We start from the raw sequence: 15040 nt of genomic DNA, 5'->3' as shown, positions 1-15040 counted from the left end.
ACCCTGTGCTACTGGTCACCCTGTCCCACTGGTAACCCGGCCCTACTGGTAACCCGGTCCTGGCACTCGGCCGCCGTGAGTGCCAAGTGTAGCTTCCCACCCAGGTCGGGGCAGCCATCGTGAGCAGACCCGCGTCCGAGGACACACGGAGATCCTCCGACCGCGGGTCACCGCCCGGGCGGGCGGCGGGACGCTCAGTCGGGCAACAGGGCACGGACGACCGTGTCGGTCAGCAGCCGACCACGGCGGGTGAGCGCCACCCGACCCTGCGCGAGGACGTCCGCGACGATGAGGCCGTCCGCCGCAAGCTCGGCGGCGACGTCCAGCGCCTGCTCGCCCAGCGCGTCGAGGCCCAGCCCCTCGACGAGGCGGACCCCCAGCATGACCCGCTCGACCCGGCGGGCCTGGGCGTCCAGCACCTCGCGGCCGGCGGCCGGGCTGTGGCCGGCACCGACCCGGGTGGCGTACTCGGTCGGGTGGCGGACGTTCCACCAGCGGACGCCGCCCACGTGGCTGTGGGCGCCCGGCCCCAGCCCCCACCAGTCGTCGCCCCGCCAGTAGCCCATGTTGTGGCGGCACCAGGAGGACTGGTCGCGCGCCCAGTTGCTGACCTCGTAGTTGGTCAGGCCGGCGGCGGCGAGCGCCTCGTCGGCCTGCAGGTAGCGATCGGCGAGCAGGTCGTCGTCCGGCTCCAGCAGCTCGCCGCGGCGCACCCGGCGGGAGAGCTTGGTGCCCTCCTCCACGGTCAGGGCGTAGGCGCTGACGTGGTCGGGCGCGAGCTCGATCACCGTGTCCAGGCTCGCCGCCCAGTCGCTCTCGGACTCCCCCGGCGCGCCGTAGATGAGGTCGAGGCTGAGCTGGCGGAACCCGGCGGACCGCGCCCATCCGACCACCTCGGGCACCCGGCCGGGGGTGTGCCGCCGGTCCAGCGCCGCGAGCACGTGCGGGCGGGCGCTCTGCATGCCGAACGAGATCCGCGTGTACCCACTCGCCCGGAGCTGTTCGAGAGTCTCCCGGTCGACGGACTCCGGGTTGGCCTCGGTGGTGACCTCCGCGTCGCCGGCCAGGCCGAAGGTGTCGTCCAGGACCCGCAGGACCTTGGCCAGGTCGGCGGCCGGCAGCAGCGTCGGAGTGCCGCCGCCGACGAAGACTGTCGAGACCGTCAGGTCCCGCTCGCCCAGGACCGAGCGGGCCAGCCGGGCCTCGGTGGCCACCGAGTCGACGAACGAGGCGGCCCCACCCTGGCCGCCCGCGCCGAGCTCGGCCGGGGTATAGGTGTTGAAGTCGCAGTACCCGCAGCGTGCCGCGCAGTACGGCACGTGCACGTAGACACCGAACGGCCGGGTCCCGACCTCGGTGAGCGCGGCGTCGGGGAGTGCGCCGTCGACGGGTGCCGGCGCCCCCTCGAGAGGCTTGGATGGCATGTCCCCAGTGTGCCCCCAACGCGTGCCGAGACCGCAACGCTCTGTTTGTCAACGTGCCCGGAGACCGTCATTTTTGCCGGTCTCGGACGACATCGGGACCAGGAACGGACAAGACGCCCCGGCGCGCCGCCCTTACGGGCCATCACCGGGCCGACACCGGCGGCACGACGCCACCGACCGCCCAGAATCACCCAGTTTGTGGTCTGTTGACAATCGCAGGGTCAAATCGTGGGCGATTGGTCATGGATCAGTCGAGGTCGGTACGAAATGATTCGACCATGCAAGAGGAGCCCATCAGTGCCCTCGTGACCATCGAGGAACTTCTACCCCCACATACCACCGAGTACCGGTCGGGATCCGTCCTCGCCCTGGGCTTCGCCCAAGCCGAACCGGCCACCGAACCGATCCGGCTTCCCCGGATCGCCGCGGCTCCCAAGAACGTCTGACGGCCGCCCGCCCGCGCCCGGCCCGCGAAGGGCCGGCACGGGCCGCCGTGCCGCTCGCACGGTGCGGACCGCCGCGCCGCTACCGCCCGGTCTTGGGCGCCGGCGCCTTCGGGCTCTCGGTCGTGGACAGTGCCGCGATGAACGCCTCCTGCGGGACCTCCACCCGGCCGATGGTCTTCATCCGTTTCTTGCCCTCCTTCTGCTTCTCCAGCAGCTTCCGCTTACGGCTGATGTCACCGCCGTAGCACTTGGCGAGGACGTCCTTGCGGATGGCGCGGATGTTCTCCCGGGCGATGATCCGGCTACCGATGGCCGCCTGGATCGGCACCTCGAACTGCTGGCGGGGAATCAGCTCCCGCAGCTTCGAGGTCATCGCCACTCCGTAGGAGTAGGCCTTCTCCCGGTGCACGATCGCCGAGAACGCGTCCACCGCCTCGCCCTGCAGGAGGATGTCCACCTTGACCAGGTCCGAGGCCTGCTCGCCGGCGGGCTCGTAGTCGAGGCTGGCGTAGCCGCGGGTGCGCGACTTCAGCGCGTCGAAGAAGTCGAAGATGATCTCACCGAGCGGCAGCGTGTACTTCAGCTCCACCCGGTCGGTGGAGATGTAGTCCATCCCCTTGAGCACGCCGCGCCGGCCCTGACACAGCTCCATCACGGCGCCGACGAAGTCGGTGGGCAGCAGCAGCATCGCATCCACGACCGGCTCGTACACCTCGGCGATCTTGCCGCCGGGCCAGTCGCTGGGGTTGGTCACCGTGACCTCGGACGTGTCCTCCATGACGACCCGGTAGACCACGTTGGGGGCCGTCGAGATGAGCGTGAGGTCGAACTCCCGCTCCAGCCGCTCCCGGACGATCTCCAGATGGAGCAGCCCGAGGAAGCCACACCGGAAGCCGAACCCCAGCGCCGCCGACGTCTCCGGCTCGAAGGTGAGCGCCGCGTCGTTGAGCTGCAGCTTGTCCAGCGCCTCGCGCAGCGCCGGGTACTCGCTGCCGTCCAGGGGATACAGCCCCGAGTAGACCATCGGACGCGGGTCCCGGTAGCCGCCGAGCATCTCCGTGGCCGGGCGGCGCGCCGAGGTGATCGTGTCTCCGACACGGGCCTGGCGGACGTCCTTCACACCGGGGATGACATAGCCGACCTCACCTGCCGACAGCGACCCGGTCGGTTGGGGCTCCGGCGAGATGACACCGACCTCGAGGGTCTCGTGGCTGGTCCCGGTGGACATCATCAGGCAACGGTCACGGGTGCTGAGCGACCCGTCGACCACCCGGACATAGGTGATCACACCGCGGTAGATGTCGTACACGCTGTCGAAGATCATTGCCCGGAGCGGGCCGTCCGGGTCGCCACTCGGCGCCGGGATACGGCGGACGATCTCGTTGAGCAGCTCCGGGACGCCCTGGCCGGTCTTGCCGGAGACCTTGAGGACGTCGCCCGGGTCGCAGCCGATGATCGAGGAGATCTCCGCGGCGTACTTCTCCGGCTGCGCGGCCGGCAGGTCGATCTTGTTCAGCACCGGGATGATCGTCAGGTCGTTCTCGATCGCCAGGTAGAGGTTGGCGAGCGTCTGCGCCTCGATGCCCTGGGCCGCGTCGACCAGCAGCACCGCGCCCTCACAGGCCGCGAGCGACCGGCTCACCTCGTAGGTGAAGTCCACGTGGCCGGGCGTGTCGATGAGGTGCAGGACGTAGTCCTGACCGTCGTCGGCCCGCCAGGGCAGCCGGACGTTCTGCGCCTTGATCGTGATGCCGCGCTCGCGCTCGATGTCCATCCGGTCGAGGTACTGCGCGCGCATGTTGCGCGCCTCGACCACACCGGTCACGCCCAGCATGCGGTCGGCAAGCGTGGACTTGCCGTGGTCGATGTGGGCGATGATGCAGAAGTTGCGGATCGACGCGGGGTCGACGCCGGAGGCCTCGTGCGGGGCTTCGGACACGCGGGCTGGTCTCGTTTCGCTGCTCGTCGGTCTGTCGGGCACTCGGTCCGGCTGGCGCCGTGTGCACGGACTGTCATGTGCACGGGCTCGAGTCCTTCATCGTGCCAGGCCCCCATCGTGCCAGGCGCGCCGCGCCCGTCCGCGTGGCCGCGCCCGCACCACCGCCCCGGCACGCTGGTTTGATAACGTCGGTGCCTCCCGGCACTCTCGTACCATCCCGACTCGAAACTCAGAGGTTCTCCCGCGTGGCCAACATCAAGTCGCAGATCAAGCGCAACCTCACCAACGAGAAGCGACGGCTGCGCAACAAGGCCGTGAAGTCCGAGCTGAAGACGCACGTCCGTCGCTTCCGCGACGCCGTCGAGGCCGGGGACGTCGAGCGCGCCGAGAGCGCCCTCCGCATCGCCTCCAAGAAGCTCGACAAGGCCGCCAGCAAGGGTGTCATCCACCCCAACCAGGCCGCCAACCGCAAGTCGGCGCTCGCCAAGGCCAACGCGGAGATCGGCGCCTCCTGACCCGACCGCGGGCATCCGCGCCCGCGTCAGGTTCATCACAGACTTCGTTCGAAGACCGGGCAACCCGCCAGACGGGCCCCGGTCTTCGGCGCGTCCCGGACACGTCCGGGACGCCCCTACTCAACCAGTCCCCGAGTCGTCAGTCCTCGGGGTCAGCAGCCGGGCCCAGCACCCGTTCGAGGTTCTCGGCATACGCCACCAGCGCCGCGACGGTGGCCGGCAGCACCAGCAGCACCCAGGCGCTGGACAGGTCCCCCATGGCGATCACCAGCGTCACCAGGGCGGTCACCGTGCCGAGCACGCCGCGCATCCAGCCCGCCGGGAGCACCCGCAGGCCGAGCATCCCCCCGGGCTGCACCTCGTAGTCGTCGTGGCCGTCGTGGCCGGGCTCGTCCCGCTCGCCGTGCCCTGGGCCGCCGTGCCGGCCCGCCGAGTCGTTCACCGCGCCCGCCCGGCGTACTCGCCCCGGCCTCGCGCCTGGGTGACCTCGTGGAGGAGCCGCTCCAGGGCGTACCCGGCGTCCACGGCGGCGCCCTTGACCCCGGCGTCGGCGACCGCGACCGCCCGGATCGCCCGGGCCAGCCCCGCGTCCGACCAGCTCCGGGCCGCGCGCTGGGCGCGCTCGACCTTCCAGTCCGGCATGCCGAGGGCCTTGGCGACGTCCCACTTGGACCCGCCGCCCACGGCGGACACCCGGGCGAGGTCACGCAGCCCGCCGGCGATGGCGCTGGTGACCAGGACGGGTGCCGTCCCGCCCTCGAGCGCCTGCCGCAGCAGGGTCAGCGCGCCGGCCAGATCGCCGGCGACGGCGGCGTCCGCGACCGCGAACCCGCTCGCCTCGGCCCGGCCCCGGTGGTAGCGGGCGACCGCCGACTCGTCGATCACCCCGGCGGTGTCGGCGACGAGCTGGTCGCACACCGCCGCAATCTCGCGCAGGTCACCGCCGACCGCGTCGAGCAGGGCACGGACCGCCTCGTCGGTCATCCGCCCGCCAAGCCGGCGGATCTCCGCGATCACGAAGTCGTGCCGGTCGCGCGGACGGGTGATCTTCGCCGCGGGCATGACCCGGGCGCCGGCCTTCTTCATCGCGTCAACGAGCTTGCGGTTCTTCACCACGCCGCTGTGGACCACAACGAGGACCACATCGTCGAGCGGGTGGGCCACGTAGGCCAACAGCGCGTCGCGCAGATCCTCCGCCAGGTCGGCAGCACCCCGAACCACCAGCACCCGGCCACCCCCGAACATCGAGGTGGCGCCGAGATCGATCATGTCGGCCTCGGTCAGCTCGCCGGGTGACCGGTCGACCACCTCGACCTCCGGATCACGGGCCCTTGCGGCGTCGAGCACCTCCCGGACGGCCCGTGCGACGAGGAGGTCCTCGTCGCCGCTCACGACGACCAGCGGTGGCGGGGCGGAGGGCGGCGGCACGTGGATCAGCATGTCACGAGCCGGCCCCGCCTCCTCGCGGGCCGGGCCGGCGAGCCACCGCCCGGACGCCACCGCCGGCCGTCTCGACGACGGCCACCGTGCCGTGCAGGTCGGTGCGGGCCACCGCCATCCCGGCCGCGTGCAGGCCGGCCAGCGTGCTCGGCGCGGGATGCCCGTAGGTGTTGTCGACGCCGACGCTGATCAGCGCCACCTCGGCGCCGGTCCGGGTGAGGAACTCCGGCAGCTGGTCCTCGGAGCCGTGGTGAGCCACCTTGAGCACGTCGACGGGCCCGAGACCGCGCCGCGCCACCTGCCGCTGCTCCGGCGGCTCGGCATCCCCGGTGAGCAGTATCGTCACGCCGCCGACCGCCGCCAGGACCACAAGGCTGGCGTTGTTCGGATCGCTGGCCGTGCCCCGCAGGACCCGTTCCGGGCCGATCACCCGCCAGCGGACCGCTCCGGTCTCCCCCGCGGCGCCGGCGGTGACGGCCCGCACCGGCACGCCCGCCGCCCGCGCCGCGCGCTCGACCGCGTCCCACTGGTCGGCCGGCTCGGGCAGCGGGCTCACCACCAGTTCCCCCACCGGCAGCCGGCCCACCACCCCGCTGAGGCCGGCGGCGTGATCCGTGTGCAGATGGGTGAGCATGAGCAGCGGCACCTCGCGTACTCCGAGGTCATCCAGGCAGGCGGCGATCAGCGCCGGGTCAGGACCCACGTCGACCACGACCGCCGAGGCCGGCCCGGCGCGCAGGACCAGGCCGTCGCCCTGGCCCACATCGCAGGCAACGAGCCGCCAGCCCGGCGGCGGCCAGCCCGCCAGCCTCGGCAGCAGGAGCACCCGGGCCGCCAGCAGGCCCACCACCGCCGACACCAGCAGCCAGCGGGTCGGGCGCCGGCGCGCCAGGGCCACCACCAGTACTACGCAGCCGAGCGCGGTGGCCGCCCCCGCGAGCCCCGCCGGCCAGCCGATCGTGGCCGCGGGGACGCCGGCGGCCACGTCCGCGACCAGCACGAGCCAGCGGCAGGCCAGCCCCGCGAGCCGCGCGAGCAGCGCGGCGACCGGGTCGTTGACGGCGGCGACGGCCATCGCCGACACGCCGAGCACGGTGGCGGGCGCGACCGCCGGCGCCGCCACCACGTTGGCCGGGATCGCGACGATGCTGATGCCCCCGCCGAGCCAGGCCAGCACCGGCGTACAGGCAAGCTGGGCGGCGGCGGCCACCGCCACGACCTCGCCGAGCCGGCCGACCGCGCGGCCGCGCTCCAGCGCGTCACTCCAGCCGGGCCCCCACACGATCATCCCGGTCGTCGCGAGCACCGACAGGGCGAACCCGGCCGACAGCGCGAACGCCGGATCCGCCATCACGACGGCGATGACCGCGGTGGCCAGCGCCGCCAGCACCGCGCGGGGCCGACCCGCGGCGAGCGCGACCAGGCCGACCAGGCCCATGGCTCCGGCCCGGACCACGCTGGCGGACGGCCGGGCCAGGATCACGAACCCGACGAGGACCAGGGCCGCGGCGACCGCCCTGGAGCGGGCCCCGAGCCGGAGCCGCCCGAGCAGGAACAGCACCGTCCCCGCGGTAATCGCCAGATTGGCGCCGGACACCGCGGTCAGATGGCTCATCCCGGCGGTGCGAAAGTCGTCCTTCAGCCCGGGATCAAGGCCCGAGGTGTCACCGACGACCAGTGCCGGCAGCAGCCCGCCGGCGGGCTGGGGCACCACGTCGGCGGCGTCCCGTAGGCCGGCCCGCAGCCACCCGGCGGCCCGTTGCACGGCGTCCGGGCGCCCCCGTGCCCGTGGCGGTGCCCGGACGAACAGAACCGTCGCGATCGTGTCGCCCGGACCCGCCGGCGCCAGCCCGGCGCGGACGCTGAGCCGCTGCCCCGGCAGGTAGTTCGCGAGATCCGAGCCGCGCCCCACCAGGAGCACGGGCACGGAGGCCCGCAGCCGGCGGCCGGGCCCGGTCACGGCCTCGAGTCGAGCCCGGGCGGTGACCGTCGCCCCCTCCCGCGGGCCCGAAGTGGCAGCCGGCGCCGCCGCCGCCGAGATCTTCGGATCGTCGCTCAGGACGACCTCGGCGTTGACGGTCCGGTGGGCCCGCGCCATCTCGGCGAGCGGGCCGGTGAACCGGGGCCGCGCGGCCGCCCCGCCCACGAGAACCCCGGCCGCGAGGAACGCCAGGGTGACGAACGCCACCAGCGCTCCCGGCCGGCCGAGCCGGCCGCCGGGACCCTGATGCAGCGCGATCAGCACCCCCACCGGGCACGCACACAGCACCATGCCGGCGGCGCCGAGAAGCACCGGCCCGAAGCCCCAGTACCCCGCCGCGGCCGCCCCGCCCCAGACCGCGACGGCAGGACCGACCAGGCGGAGGTCCAGCCGACCGCCGCCCGCCGCATCAGAGCCGCTCGGCAGGCCGAGCCCGGTCTCCATCGCGACGGCGACCATCAGGCCGTCACCAGGGGCAGCAGGTCCGCCAGCCGCCGGTCACCGACACCGGAGACCTCACCGAGCTGGTCGGGCGAGGTGAAGGGCCCGTTCGCCGCCCGCCAGTCGATGATCCGCTGGGCCAGCACGGGACCCACCCCGGGCAGGGCGTCGAGCTGTTCCACCGTGGCGGTGTTCAGATTCAGCGGCCGGCCCGCCGAACCAACCGCGGAACCGCCGGCCGAACCGGCTGACGACCCGGAGGGCGAGCCGCCACCGGCCGCCTCCGGAGGCGGCGGGGCGGGACCCGGCCGCCCGTCGACGAGGACCTGCTCACCGTCCGTGAGGACCCTGGCCAGTGCCAGCCCCGTCGTGTCGGTGCCGGGCAGCACACCGCCGGCCCGCTCCACGGCGTCCACGACCCGGGATCCGGCCGGCAGGCGCACGACCCCGGGGCGCGCCACACGGCCGGCGACGTCCACGACGACCTCCGGCGCCGTGGTCGGCGTCGCCTCGCCCGCCGCCGGCTCCGCCGGGTTCCGGGCGAGCTCCGCGGCCGCGGTCGCGGACCCGCCTGGCCCGTGCGCGGCCTCACCGGGCCCCGAATCACCGACCGCCGCCGCGCTCGGCTGGAGGGCCACCGGCCGGTCGCGCCAGGTCAGCCAGCCGGCCACGGCCGCCGCCGCGACGGCGACCAACACCAGCACCAGCGCCGCCCGGGCCGTCGGGGCGAGCACCGCGTCGCGCAGCGTCGGCGGGAGGCGAGCGGCGACGGCCCGCCGCACCCGCGAGCCGCGAGTGTCCGCCCGACCCGCGTCCCGTTCCCCGTCGTCGCCCCAGGCCCCGCCGTCCCAGGCCCCGCCGTCCTGGTCCCAGCTGTCCTGGTCCCAGCCATCCGGGTCGCCGCCGTCCAGGCCGGCCAGCGGCCAGTCGTCACCCCGGTCATCACCCCGGGACAGATGCGAGGAGCTTCGAGTCATGCACGCAAGGTAGGAGCTGGGAGGGTTCGTCCGAGCCGATGCGGAGCGGATGTGGACGACCGGTTCTCATCCACAGGCACGCGGGGCGCAGGGAGATGGAATGACCCGCCGTCCACGTTGGTTGCGCACGCAAGTAACGTGCACGACGGCACCACCCAGCAGCCCCGGTCTCAGCTCACACACTCCGAGGAGAACACGATGACCGCTCCCGCTCCCGTTCTGGCCGACCTCACCGGCACCTGGACCCTCGACCCCGCGCACACCCGGATCGGCTTCGCCGCACGCCACGCGATGGTCACGACGGTCCGCGGGCAGTTCACCTCCGTGCAGGGCACCCTGGAGCTCGACGGCGCGAACCCGACGGCGTCCACCGCGTCGGTGACCATCGACACCGCCAGCTTCGACACCGGCGTCGCCGACCGCGACGGGCACGTGAAGTCGCCCGACCTGCTCGACGTCGCGCAGTTCCCGACCATCACCTTCGTCAGCACCGGCGCGAAGCTCGGCAAGGACGAGGACAGTTACGTCCTCGCCGGCGACCTCACGATCCGCGGGGTGACCCGGCCGGTCGAGCTCGCGATCACCTTCGAGGGCAGCTCCAAGGACCCGTTCGGCAACGTCCGGGCGGGCTTCACCGGCACCACGAGCATCAGCCGCAAGGACTTCGGCCTCACGTACAACGCCGTTCTCGAGACGGGCGGCGTGCTCATCAGCGACAAGGTCAAGATCGAGCTGGACGTCTCGGCCATCAAGTCCTCCTGACCGCCCAGGTCCTCCCGACCGCCCGGCTCGCCAGGGGCGCTCAGCCCAGGCGGGTCACCGAGACGGTCACGCCCAGGGACGTCGAGGCACCACCGGAGTACACGCCGAACATCGGTGGGACGTCGTTGTAGTCCCGCCCGCGGGCGACCACTACGTGCTGCTCGCCCGCGGGCACGCCGTTGGTCGGGTCGAAGCCCCACCACTCACCCAGCCAGCCCTCGACCCAGGCATGGCTCTGCCCGCTGACGGTCTCGCCCACCGCGGCGTCCGCCGACGGGTGCTGGTAGCCCGACACGTAGCGGGCCGGCATGCCGGCGGCCCGCATCAGGACGAGCGCCAGGTGGGCGAAATCCTGGCACACGCCCACCCCCTGCTGCCACGCCTCGACGGCCGAGGTGCGCACCTCGGTCGTGCCAGGCTGGTAGCGCAGCTTCTCCCGCACCCAGTCACCGACCGCGGGCAGGAAGTCCGCGGGGGTGTTGGCGGCGGCGAGCTCGCGGGCGGCGGCCAGCAGCTCCGGGTGCTCCGGCGTCGAGACGGTGGGCCGGACGAACTCGACGAACCGGTCCGAGACGTGGTCATCGGTGAGGCCGTCCCAGCCGGGGACGTCCGTGGGCCGCGCCGGCGCGGGCGCTGTCTGCACGACCGAGCGCCCGGTGACGATCAGCTCGGTGTGCGGGGTGTGCAGGTCGAACGCGGTGACCTGGGTCCCCCAGTAGTCCCAGTAGCGGTAGGTGGACGAGGACGGCTCGGTGCGGACGGTGGCCTCGAGTGTGAGTTGCCGGTCCCCGGTCTGGGGGATGATCCGGGCCTCGTTGTACGAGGAGATCACCGGGCTGGCGTACCGGTAGCCCGTCGAGTGCTCGATCCGGATCTGCCAGCTCATCGTCGCCTGTCTCCCTCGTGTGCGGCGCCGCGCGCAGCCGTCGCCCGTTGTTGTTCCCCGCCCGCCGTCAGGCGGGCACCTCGCTCGCCCAGGTGCGCGGGCTGTCCCGGGCGAAGTACCGGGTGGTGACGGCCGCGCTGACCGCCGAGCAGGTCCGTTGCAGGGCGGCCAGCAGGTCGGGCATCTCGGCGACGAGCTCGTCGATGCTGCGGAACTCCAGCTCGGTGCGGGCCCGACCGACGGTGCGCCGGGCGGCGTCGTCCACGGTCGCCCGGACCAGGCCGCGGCTGGTGTCCAGCTCGGCGAGGATCTGCTCCGCGAGCGCCAGCGACCAGTAGATCGACCGCGGGAAGAGCCGGTCCAGCAGCAGGAACTCCGCGACCCGGGCCGCGTCCACCGCCCGCCGGTAGGTGCGCAGGTAGGCCTCGTGCGCGCCGCACGAACGCAGCAGGCTGACCCAGCTCTGCGAGCTCGGGTCGTCGCTGATGCTCGACGACAGCAGCCGGGCGGTCATGTCGACCCGCTCCAGGCTGCGCCCGAGCACCAGGAAGCGCCAGCCGTCGTCGCGCGCGAGGGTGGCGTCGACCAGTCCGGCCAGCATCGCCGTGCGTTCCCGCACGTAACGGAAGTACACGTGCGGGCCCATCCGGCGGGCGAGCTCCTCGGTGTGCGGCAGGTCGTTCCAGGTCGCGTTCAGGCACTCCCACACGTCACTGGAGACCACGACACGGGCACCGCGGGCGTTCTCCCGCGCCGCGGAGAGCGACCCGCGGATGCTGGAGGCGTTCGCGGCCTCGTAGGCGAGCACCTCGGTGACGTGCCGGGAGTCGGCGGGGCCGGACCGGTCGGCGACGCCCATCACGGCGAGCAGCTCGGCCCCGGCCGACGTCTCGTCCAGCCACGGGTCCTCGAGCACCCGATGGACGTGGACGTCCAGGATGCGCGCGGTGCACTCGGCCCGCTCCGCGTAGCGGCCGATCCAGAACAGCGACTCCGCGATGCGGCTCAGCACAGCCCGTCCCCCTGCTGGTTCTGCTGCTCGGACTGCTGTTGCTGCTGCTCGTCGGACGAGTGCGGGCCGAGGTCGGGCCCGGCGGCGACCGCCGGCGTCAGGCCGGACCGCCGGCGCAGGAGCGCGGCCTCCTCCGGCGCGACCCGCTCGGGGGCGAGTACCCAGGTGTCCTTCGACCCGCCGCCCTGGCTGGAGTTCACGACCAGGCTGCCGCGGGGCAGCGCGACCCGGGTCAGCCCGCCGGGCAGCACCCAGATCCGGTTCCCGTCGTTCACCGCGAACGGCCGCAGGTCGACGTGGCGCGGCCCGAGGCGGTCATCGGCCAGGGTCGGGGAGGTCGACAGCTTCACCACCCGCTGTGCGATCCACCCGCGCGGGTCGGCGAGCACCCGCGCGCGCAGCGCGACCAGCTCGGCCTCGGTCGCCTGCGGGCCGATCACGATCCCCTTGCCGCCGGAGCCGTCCACCGGCTTGACCACCAGGGACTCGAGGTTGTCCAGCACATGGGCGCGCTGGTCCGGGTCCTCCAGCCGGAAGGTGTCGACGTTGCCGAGCGCCGGCTCCTCGCCGAGGTAGTAACGGATGAGGTCCGGGACGTAGGTGTACATCAGCTTGTCGTCGGCGACCCCGTTGCCGACCGCGTTCGCGATCGTCACGTTCCCGGCCCGGGCCGCGTTGAGCAGCCCCGCGCAGCCGACCATCGACTCGGGACGGAAGTGCAGCGGGTCGAGCCAGTCGTCGTCGACCCGGCGGTAGACAACGTGCACCGGCTGGTCACCCTCGGTGGTGCGCATCGTGACCCGGTTGTTCCGGACGGAGAGATCCCGGCCCTCGACCAGCTCCACACCCATCTGGCGGGCCAGCAGGGCATGCTCGAAGTAGGCGGAGTTGTACACGCCCGGGGTGAGCACCACGACGGTCGGGTCTGCGACCTCCGGTGGCGCCGCCGCGCGCAGCGCGTGCAGCAGGTGGGTGGCGTAGTCGGCGACCGGGCGCACCCGGTGGGTGGAGAACAGCTCCGGGAACACCCGGGTCATCGCGCGCCGGTTCTCGATGACGTAGCTGACCCCGGACGGGACGCGGACGTTGTCCTCGAGCACCCGGAAGTCGCCGCGCTCGTCCCGCACCAGGTCGATGCCGCTGACATGCGCGCGGACGCCGTTCGGCGGGTCGATGCCGTGCGCCGCACGGTGGAAGTGCGAGCTGGACAGCACCAGCCGGCGGGGCACGATGCCGTCCGCGAGGACGTCGGCGCGCCCGTAGACGTCGTCGAGAAACGCCTCGAGCGCGCGCACCCGCTGGGTCACGCCCCGCTCGATGACGTCCCACTCGTCGCAGGAGAGCAGCCTGGGCACCAGGTCCAGCGGAAACGGCCGCTCCTCGCCGAACAGGTTGAAGGTGATGCCGGCGTCCCGGAAGGCACGGTCGAGCGCGATCTTGCGGGCCGCGAGGTCGGAGCTGCTCAGCGGCTGCAGCGCGTCGTGCAGGGCGGTGTACACCTCCCGGGGGCGATGCGCCGCGTCGAAGACCTCGTCCCAGGCGGCCGCTGCCGCGACCTCCACCGGATACCCCTCGAAAAGGTCCGCCACGCGGAGGAGCGTAGGTGCTCCGTGTTACCTGCGAATGTCGTCGTGACCGCGCCCCTGCCCCCGGTCCGCGCAGGCATGGGGAAGTATGTAGGCGCGACCGATGCGACGACGCACCGAACGACGCACCGAAAGGCGAACGATGACCACTCTGCTGGTGACCGGGGCCGCCGGTTTCATCGGGTCCAACTTCGTCAGGTACTGGCTGGGGACGCACCCCGGCGACCGCATGGTCGCGCTCGACGCGCTGACCTACGCGGGCTGCCGGGAGAACCTCGCCGACCTCGAGGACGGGATCACGTTCGTCCACGGCGACATCCGTGACCGTGAGCTCATCGAGTCCACGCTGCGCGAGCACCGTGTGGACGTCGTGGTCAACTTCGCCGCCGAGTCCCACAACAGCCTGGCGATCATCCGTCCCGGCGAGTTCTTCTCCACCAACGTCATGGGCACGCAGACCCTGCTGGAGGCGGCGCGGACCGTCGGGGTCGCGCGCTTCCACCAGATCTCCACCTGCGAGGTCTACGGCGACATGGACCTCGACGACCCCGGCGCCTTCACCGAGGACTCCCCCTACCTGCCCCGGACCCCGTACAACGCCGCCAAGGCCGGCTCGGACCACGCCGTCCGCTCCTACGGGTACACCTACGGCCTGCCGGTGACCATCACCAACTGCTCGAACAACTACGGTCCGTTCCAGTTCCCGGAGAAGGTCATCCCGCTGTTCGTGACGCGGGCGCTGCAGGGCCAGTCGCTGCCGCTCTACGCCTCCACGAAGAACCGGAGGGAATGGCTGCACGTGGTGGACCACTGCCGGGCCATCGAGGCGGTGCTCGAGCGCGGCGCTGTCGGTGAGACCTATCACGTCGGCTCCGGCATCGAGGCCGACATCGAGACCATCGCCGACCTCATCCTCGGCGAGCTGGGCCTGCCCGCCTCTCTGAAGACGATCGTGCCGGACCGTCCCTCCCACGACCGCCGCTACCTGCTGGACTCCGGCAAGCTGCGCACGACGCTCGGCTGGGAGCCGCGGATCAGCTTCGCGGACGGGATGAAGGCCACCATCGGGTGGTACCGGGACAACGAGGCGTGGTGGCGTCCCCTGCTCGGCCGCTCCCCCGTCTCGGAGACCGCCTGGCAGAGCTGACCCTCCCGAGCCGATCCGCACCACGGCGGTCTACCTCAGATCAATGGAGCGGGCCGGGAAGGCACTGCCGGCCGCGATCGGCGAGCTCACCCCGGACACGGTCGTCGACCTCTGGGTGCGTTACGTCACGGACTGGCGGTCCGGCTGTCGTGATCGCCTGGCACAGAGAACAGCGCGCGCCGCGGGTGCTGGCCGGCACCGGCTCGGTGTCCGACGATGTGGCGTGAACTGGCCTGGGCCGGGTCGAGCTGGGCCTGTCCGCCTCGCTGAAGACGGCCCGGGTGCCACAGTGCTCCGCGGCTCCTCCGCGGCTCCGTGGCTCCGCGGTGCGCTCCGTGGTGCTCGGTGGTTCCGCGGAACACCATGATCGACGGCGGCGTCATGATCGGCGATGTCGGGGGCGTCGCCGGTGTCCCGGGCCGGCCCGCAGCCCCGGGCCCCGCGGCCCCCTGGCCACCCGCGGCCCGCTGGCCACCCGCGTGGC

General features: G+C 72.9%; 13 protein-coding genes. 4 read left to right on the top strand and 9 right to left on the bottom strand.

What is annotated here, in order from left to right:
* Positions 1-194: 194 nt before the first annotated feature.
* Positions 195-1424, bottom strand: a complete 1230-nt coding sequence (gene hemW / locus AC559T_RS15805; protein WP_112106835.1) for a radical SAM family heme chaperone HemW — start codon at positions 1422-1424, stop codon at positions 195-197.
* Positions 1425-1702: 278 nt separating this feature from the next.
* On the opposite strand from hemW, the gene AC559T_RS15800 reads away from it, so the two are divergent.
* Positions 1703-1870, top strand: a complete 168-nt coding sequence (locus AC559T_RS15800; protein WP_498869233.1) for a hypothetical protein — start codon at positions 1703-1705, stop codon at positions 1868-1870.
* Positions 1871-1949: 79 nt separating this feature from the next.
* Here AC559T_RS15800 and lepA read toward each other — a convergent pair whose 3' ends face one another.
* Positions 1950-3809 carry a translation elongation factor 4 gene (gene lepA / locus AC559T_RS15795; protein ID WP_071065331.1) on the bottom strand — a complete coding sequence of 620 codons (1860 nt, stop codon included), beginning with the start codon at positions 3807-3809 and terminating at the stop codon, positions 1950-1952.
* A gap of 245 nt (positions 3810-4054) precedes the next feature.
* Between lepA and rpsT the strand changes: the two genes are divergently transcribed.
* Entirely contained in the window at positions 4055-4324 is a 270-nt protein-coding gene (gene rpsT, locus AC559T_RS15790) for a 30S ribosomal protein S20 (protein WP_071065330.1), read from the top strand.
* 139 nt (positions 4325-4463) lie between these two features.
* Here rpsT and AC559T_RS15785 read toward each other — a convergent pair whose 3' ends face one another.
* Genes AC559T_RS15785 through AC559T_RS15770 form a run of 4 tightly spaced genes read right to left on the bottom strand, consistent with a single transcriptional unit; the run spans position 4464 to position 9163 of the window.
* Entirely contained in the window at positions 4464-4766 is a 303-nt protein-coding gene (locus tag AC559T_RS15785; protein ID WP_498869232.1) for a hypothetical protein, read from the bottom strand.
* Entirely contained in the window at positions 4763-5764 is a 1002-nt protein-coding gene (gene holA, locus AC559T_RS15780; RefSeq protein ID WP_112106875.1) for a DNA polymerase III subunit delta, read from the bottom strand. Before holA ends, AC559T_RS15785 begins: the two co-directional genes overlap by 4 nt.
* Position 5765: 1 nt before the next feature.
* Positions 5766-8204, bottom strand: coding sequence for a ComEC/Rec2 family competence protein (locus tag AC559T_RS15775; protein WP_498869231.1), 2439 nt, complete (start codon positions 8202-8204; stop codon positions 5766-5768).
* Positions 8204-9163: a ComEA family DNA-binding protein gene (locus AC559T_RS15770; protein ID WP_131622429.1), complete on the bottom strand. Its 960-nt coding sequence runs from the start codon at positions 9161-9163 to the stop codon at positions 8204-8206. Before AC559T_RS15770 ends, AC559T_RS15775 begins: the two co-directional genes overlap by 1 nt.
* A gap of 198 nt (positions 9164-9361) precedes the next feature.
* Between AC559T_RS15770 and AC559T_RS15765 the strand changes: the two genes are divergently transcribed.
* Positions 9362-9925: a YceI family protein gene (locus tag AC559T_RS15765; protein WP_041253962.1), complete on the top strand. Its 564-nt coding sequence runs from the start codon at positions 9362-9364 to the stop codon at positions 9923-9925.
* A 40-nt stretch (positions 9926-9965) separates the two neighbouring features.
* On the opposite strand, the gene AC559T_RS15760 is transcribed toward AC559T_RS15765, so the two are convergent.
* The 3 genes from AC559T_RS15760 to AC559T_RS15750 form a co-directional block, all read right to left on the bottom strand.
* A complete protein-coding gene (locus AC559T_RS15760; protein ID WP_071065326.1) occupies positions 9966-10811 on the bottom strand; it encodes a transglutaminase family protein in 846 nt (281 codons plus the stop codon).
* 67 nt (positions 10812-10878) lie between these two features.
* Positions 10879-11823 (bottom strand): alpha-E domain-containing protein, encoded by a 945-nt coding sequence (locus AC559T_RS15755; protein WP_368952417.1) that lies wholly within the window; start codon positions 11821-11823, stop codon positions 10879-10881.
* Positions 11817-13412 carry a circularly permuted type 2 ATP-grasp protein gene (locus AC559T_RS15750; protein WP_112108985.1) on the bottom strand — a complete coding sequence of 532 codons (1596 nt, stop codon included), beginning with the start codon at positions 13410-13412 and terminating at the stop codon, positions 11817-11819. Before AC559T_RS15750 ends, AC559T_RS15755 begins: the two co-directional genes overlap by 7 nt.
* A gap of 139 nt (positions 13413-13551) precedes the next feature.
* On the opposite strand from AC559T_RS15750, the gene rfbB reads away from it, so the two are divergent.
* Positions 13552-14556, top strand: coding sequence for a dTDP-glucose 4,6-dehydratase (rfbB, locus tag AC559T_RS15745; protein WP_071065323.1), 1005 nt, complete (start codon positions 13552-13554; stop codon positions 14554-14556).
* The last annotated feature ends 484 nt before the right edge of the window (positions 14557-15040 follow it).

The organism is Frankia sp. Hr75.2, from assembly GCF_949319125.1.
Taxonomy (GTDB): Bacteria; Actinomycetota; Actinomycetes; order Frankiales; family Frankiaceae; genus Parafrankia; species Parafrankia soli.
The sequence above is the reverse complement of the archived record's forward strand: the minus strand, read 5'-3'. Positions and strand labels throughout refer to the sequence as shown.

What these genes read in the sequence shown, in the direction of transcription:
- hemW (WP_112106835.1), bottom strand. Translation starts at nt 1,424, where the DNA reads ATGCCATCCAAGCCTCTCGAGGGGGCGCCGGCACCCGTCGACGGCGCA.
- AC559T_RS15800 (WP_498869233.1), top strand. Translation starts at nt 1,703, where the DNA reads ATGCAAGAGGAGCCCATCAGTGCCCTCGTGACCATCGAGGAACTTCTA.
- holA (WP_112106875.1), bottom strand. Translation starts at nt 5,764, where the DNA reads ATGCTGATCCACGTGCCGCCGCCCTCCGCCCCGCCACCGCTGGTCGTC.
- AC559T_RS15775 (WP_498869231.1), bottom strand. Translation starts at nt 8,204, where the DNA reads ATGGTCGCCGTCGCGATGGAGACCGGGCTCGGCCTGCCGAGCGGCTCT.
- AC559T_RS15770 (WP_131622429.1), bottom strand. Translation starts at nt 9,163, where the DNA reads ATGACTCGAAGCTCCTCGCATCTGTCCCGGGGTGATGACCGGGGTGAC.
- AC559T_RS15765 (WP_041253962.1), top strand. Translation starts at nt 9,362, where the DNA reads ATGACCGCTCCCGCTCCCGTTCTGGCCGACCTCACCGGCACCTGGACC.
- AC559T_RS15760 (WP_071065326.1), bottom strand. Translation starts at nt 10,811, where the DNA reads ATGAGCTGGCAGATCCGGATCGAGCACTCGACGGGCTACCGGTACGCC.
- rfbB (WP_071065323.1), top strand. Translation starts at nt 13,552, where the DNA reads ATGACCACTCTGCTGGTGACCGGGGCCGCCGGTTTCATCGGGTCCAAC.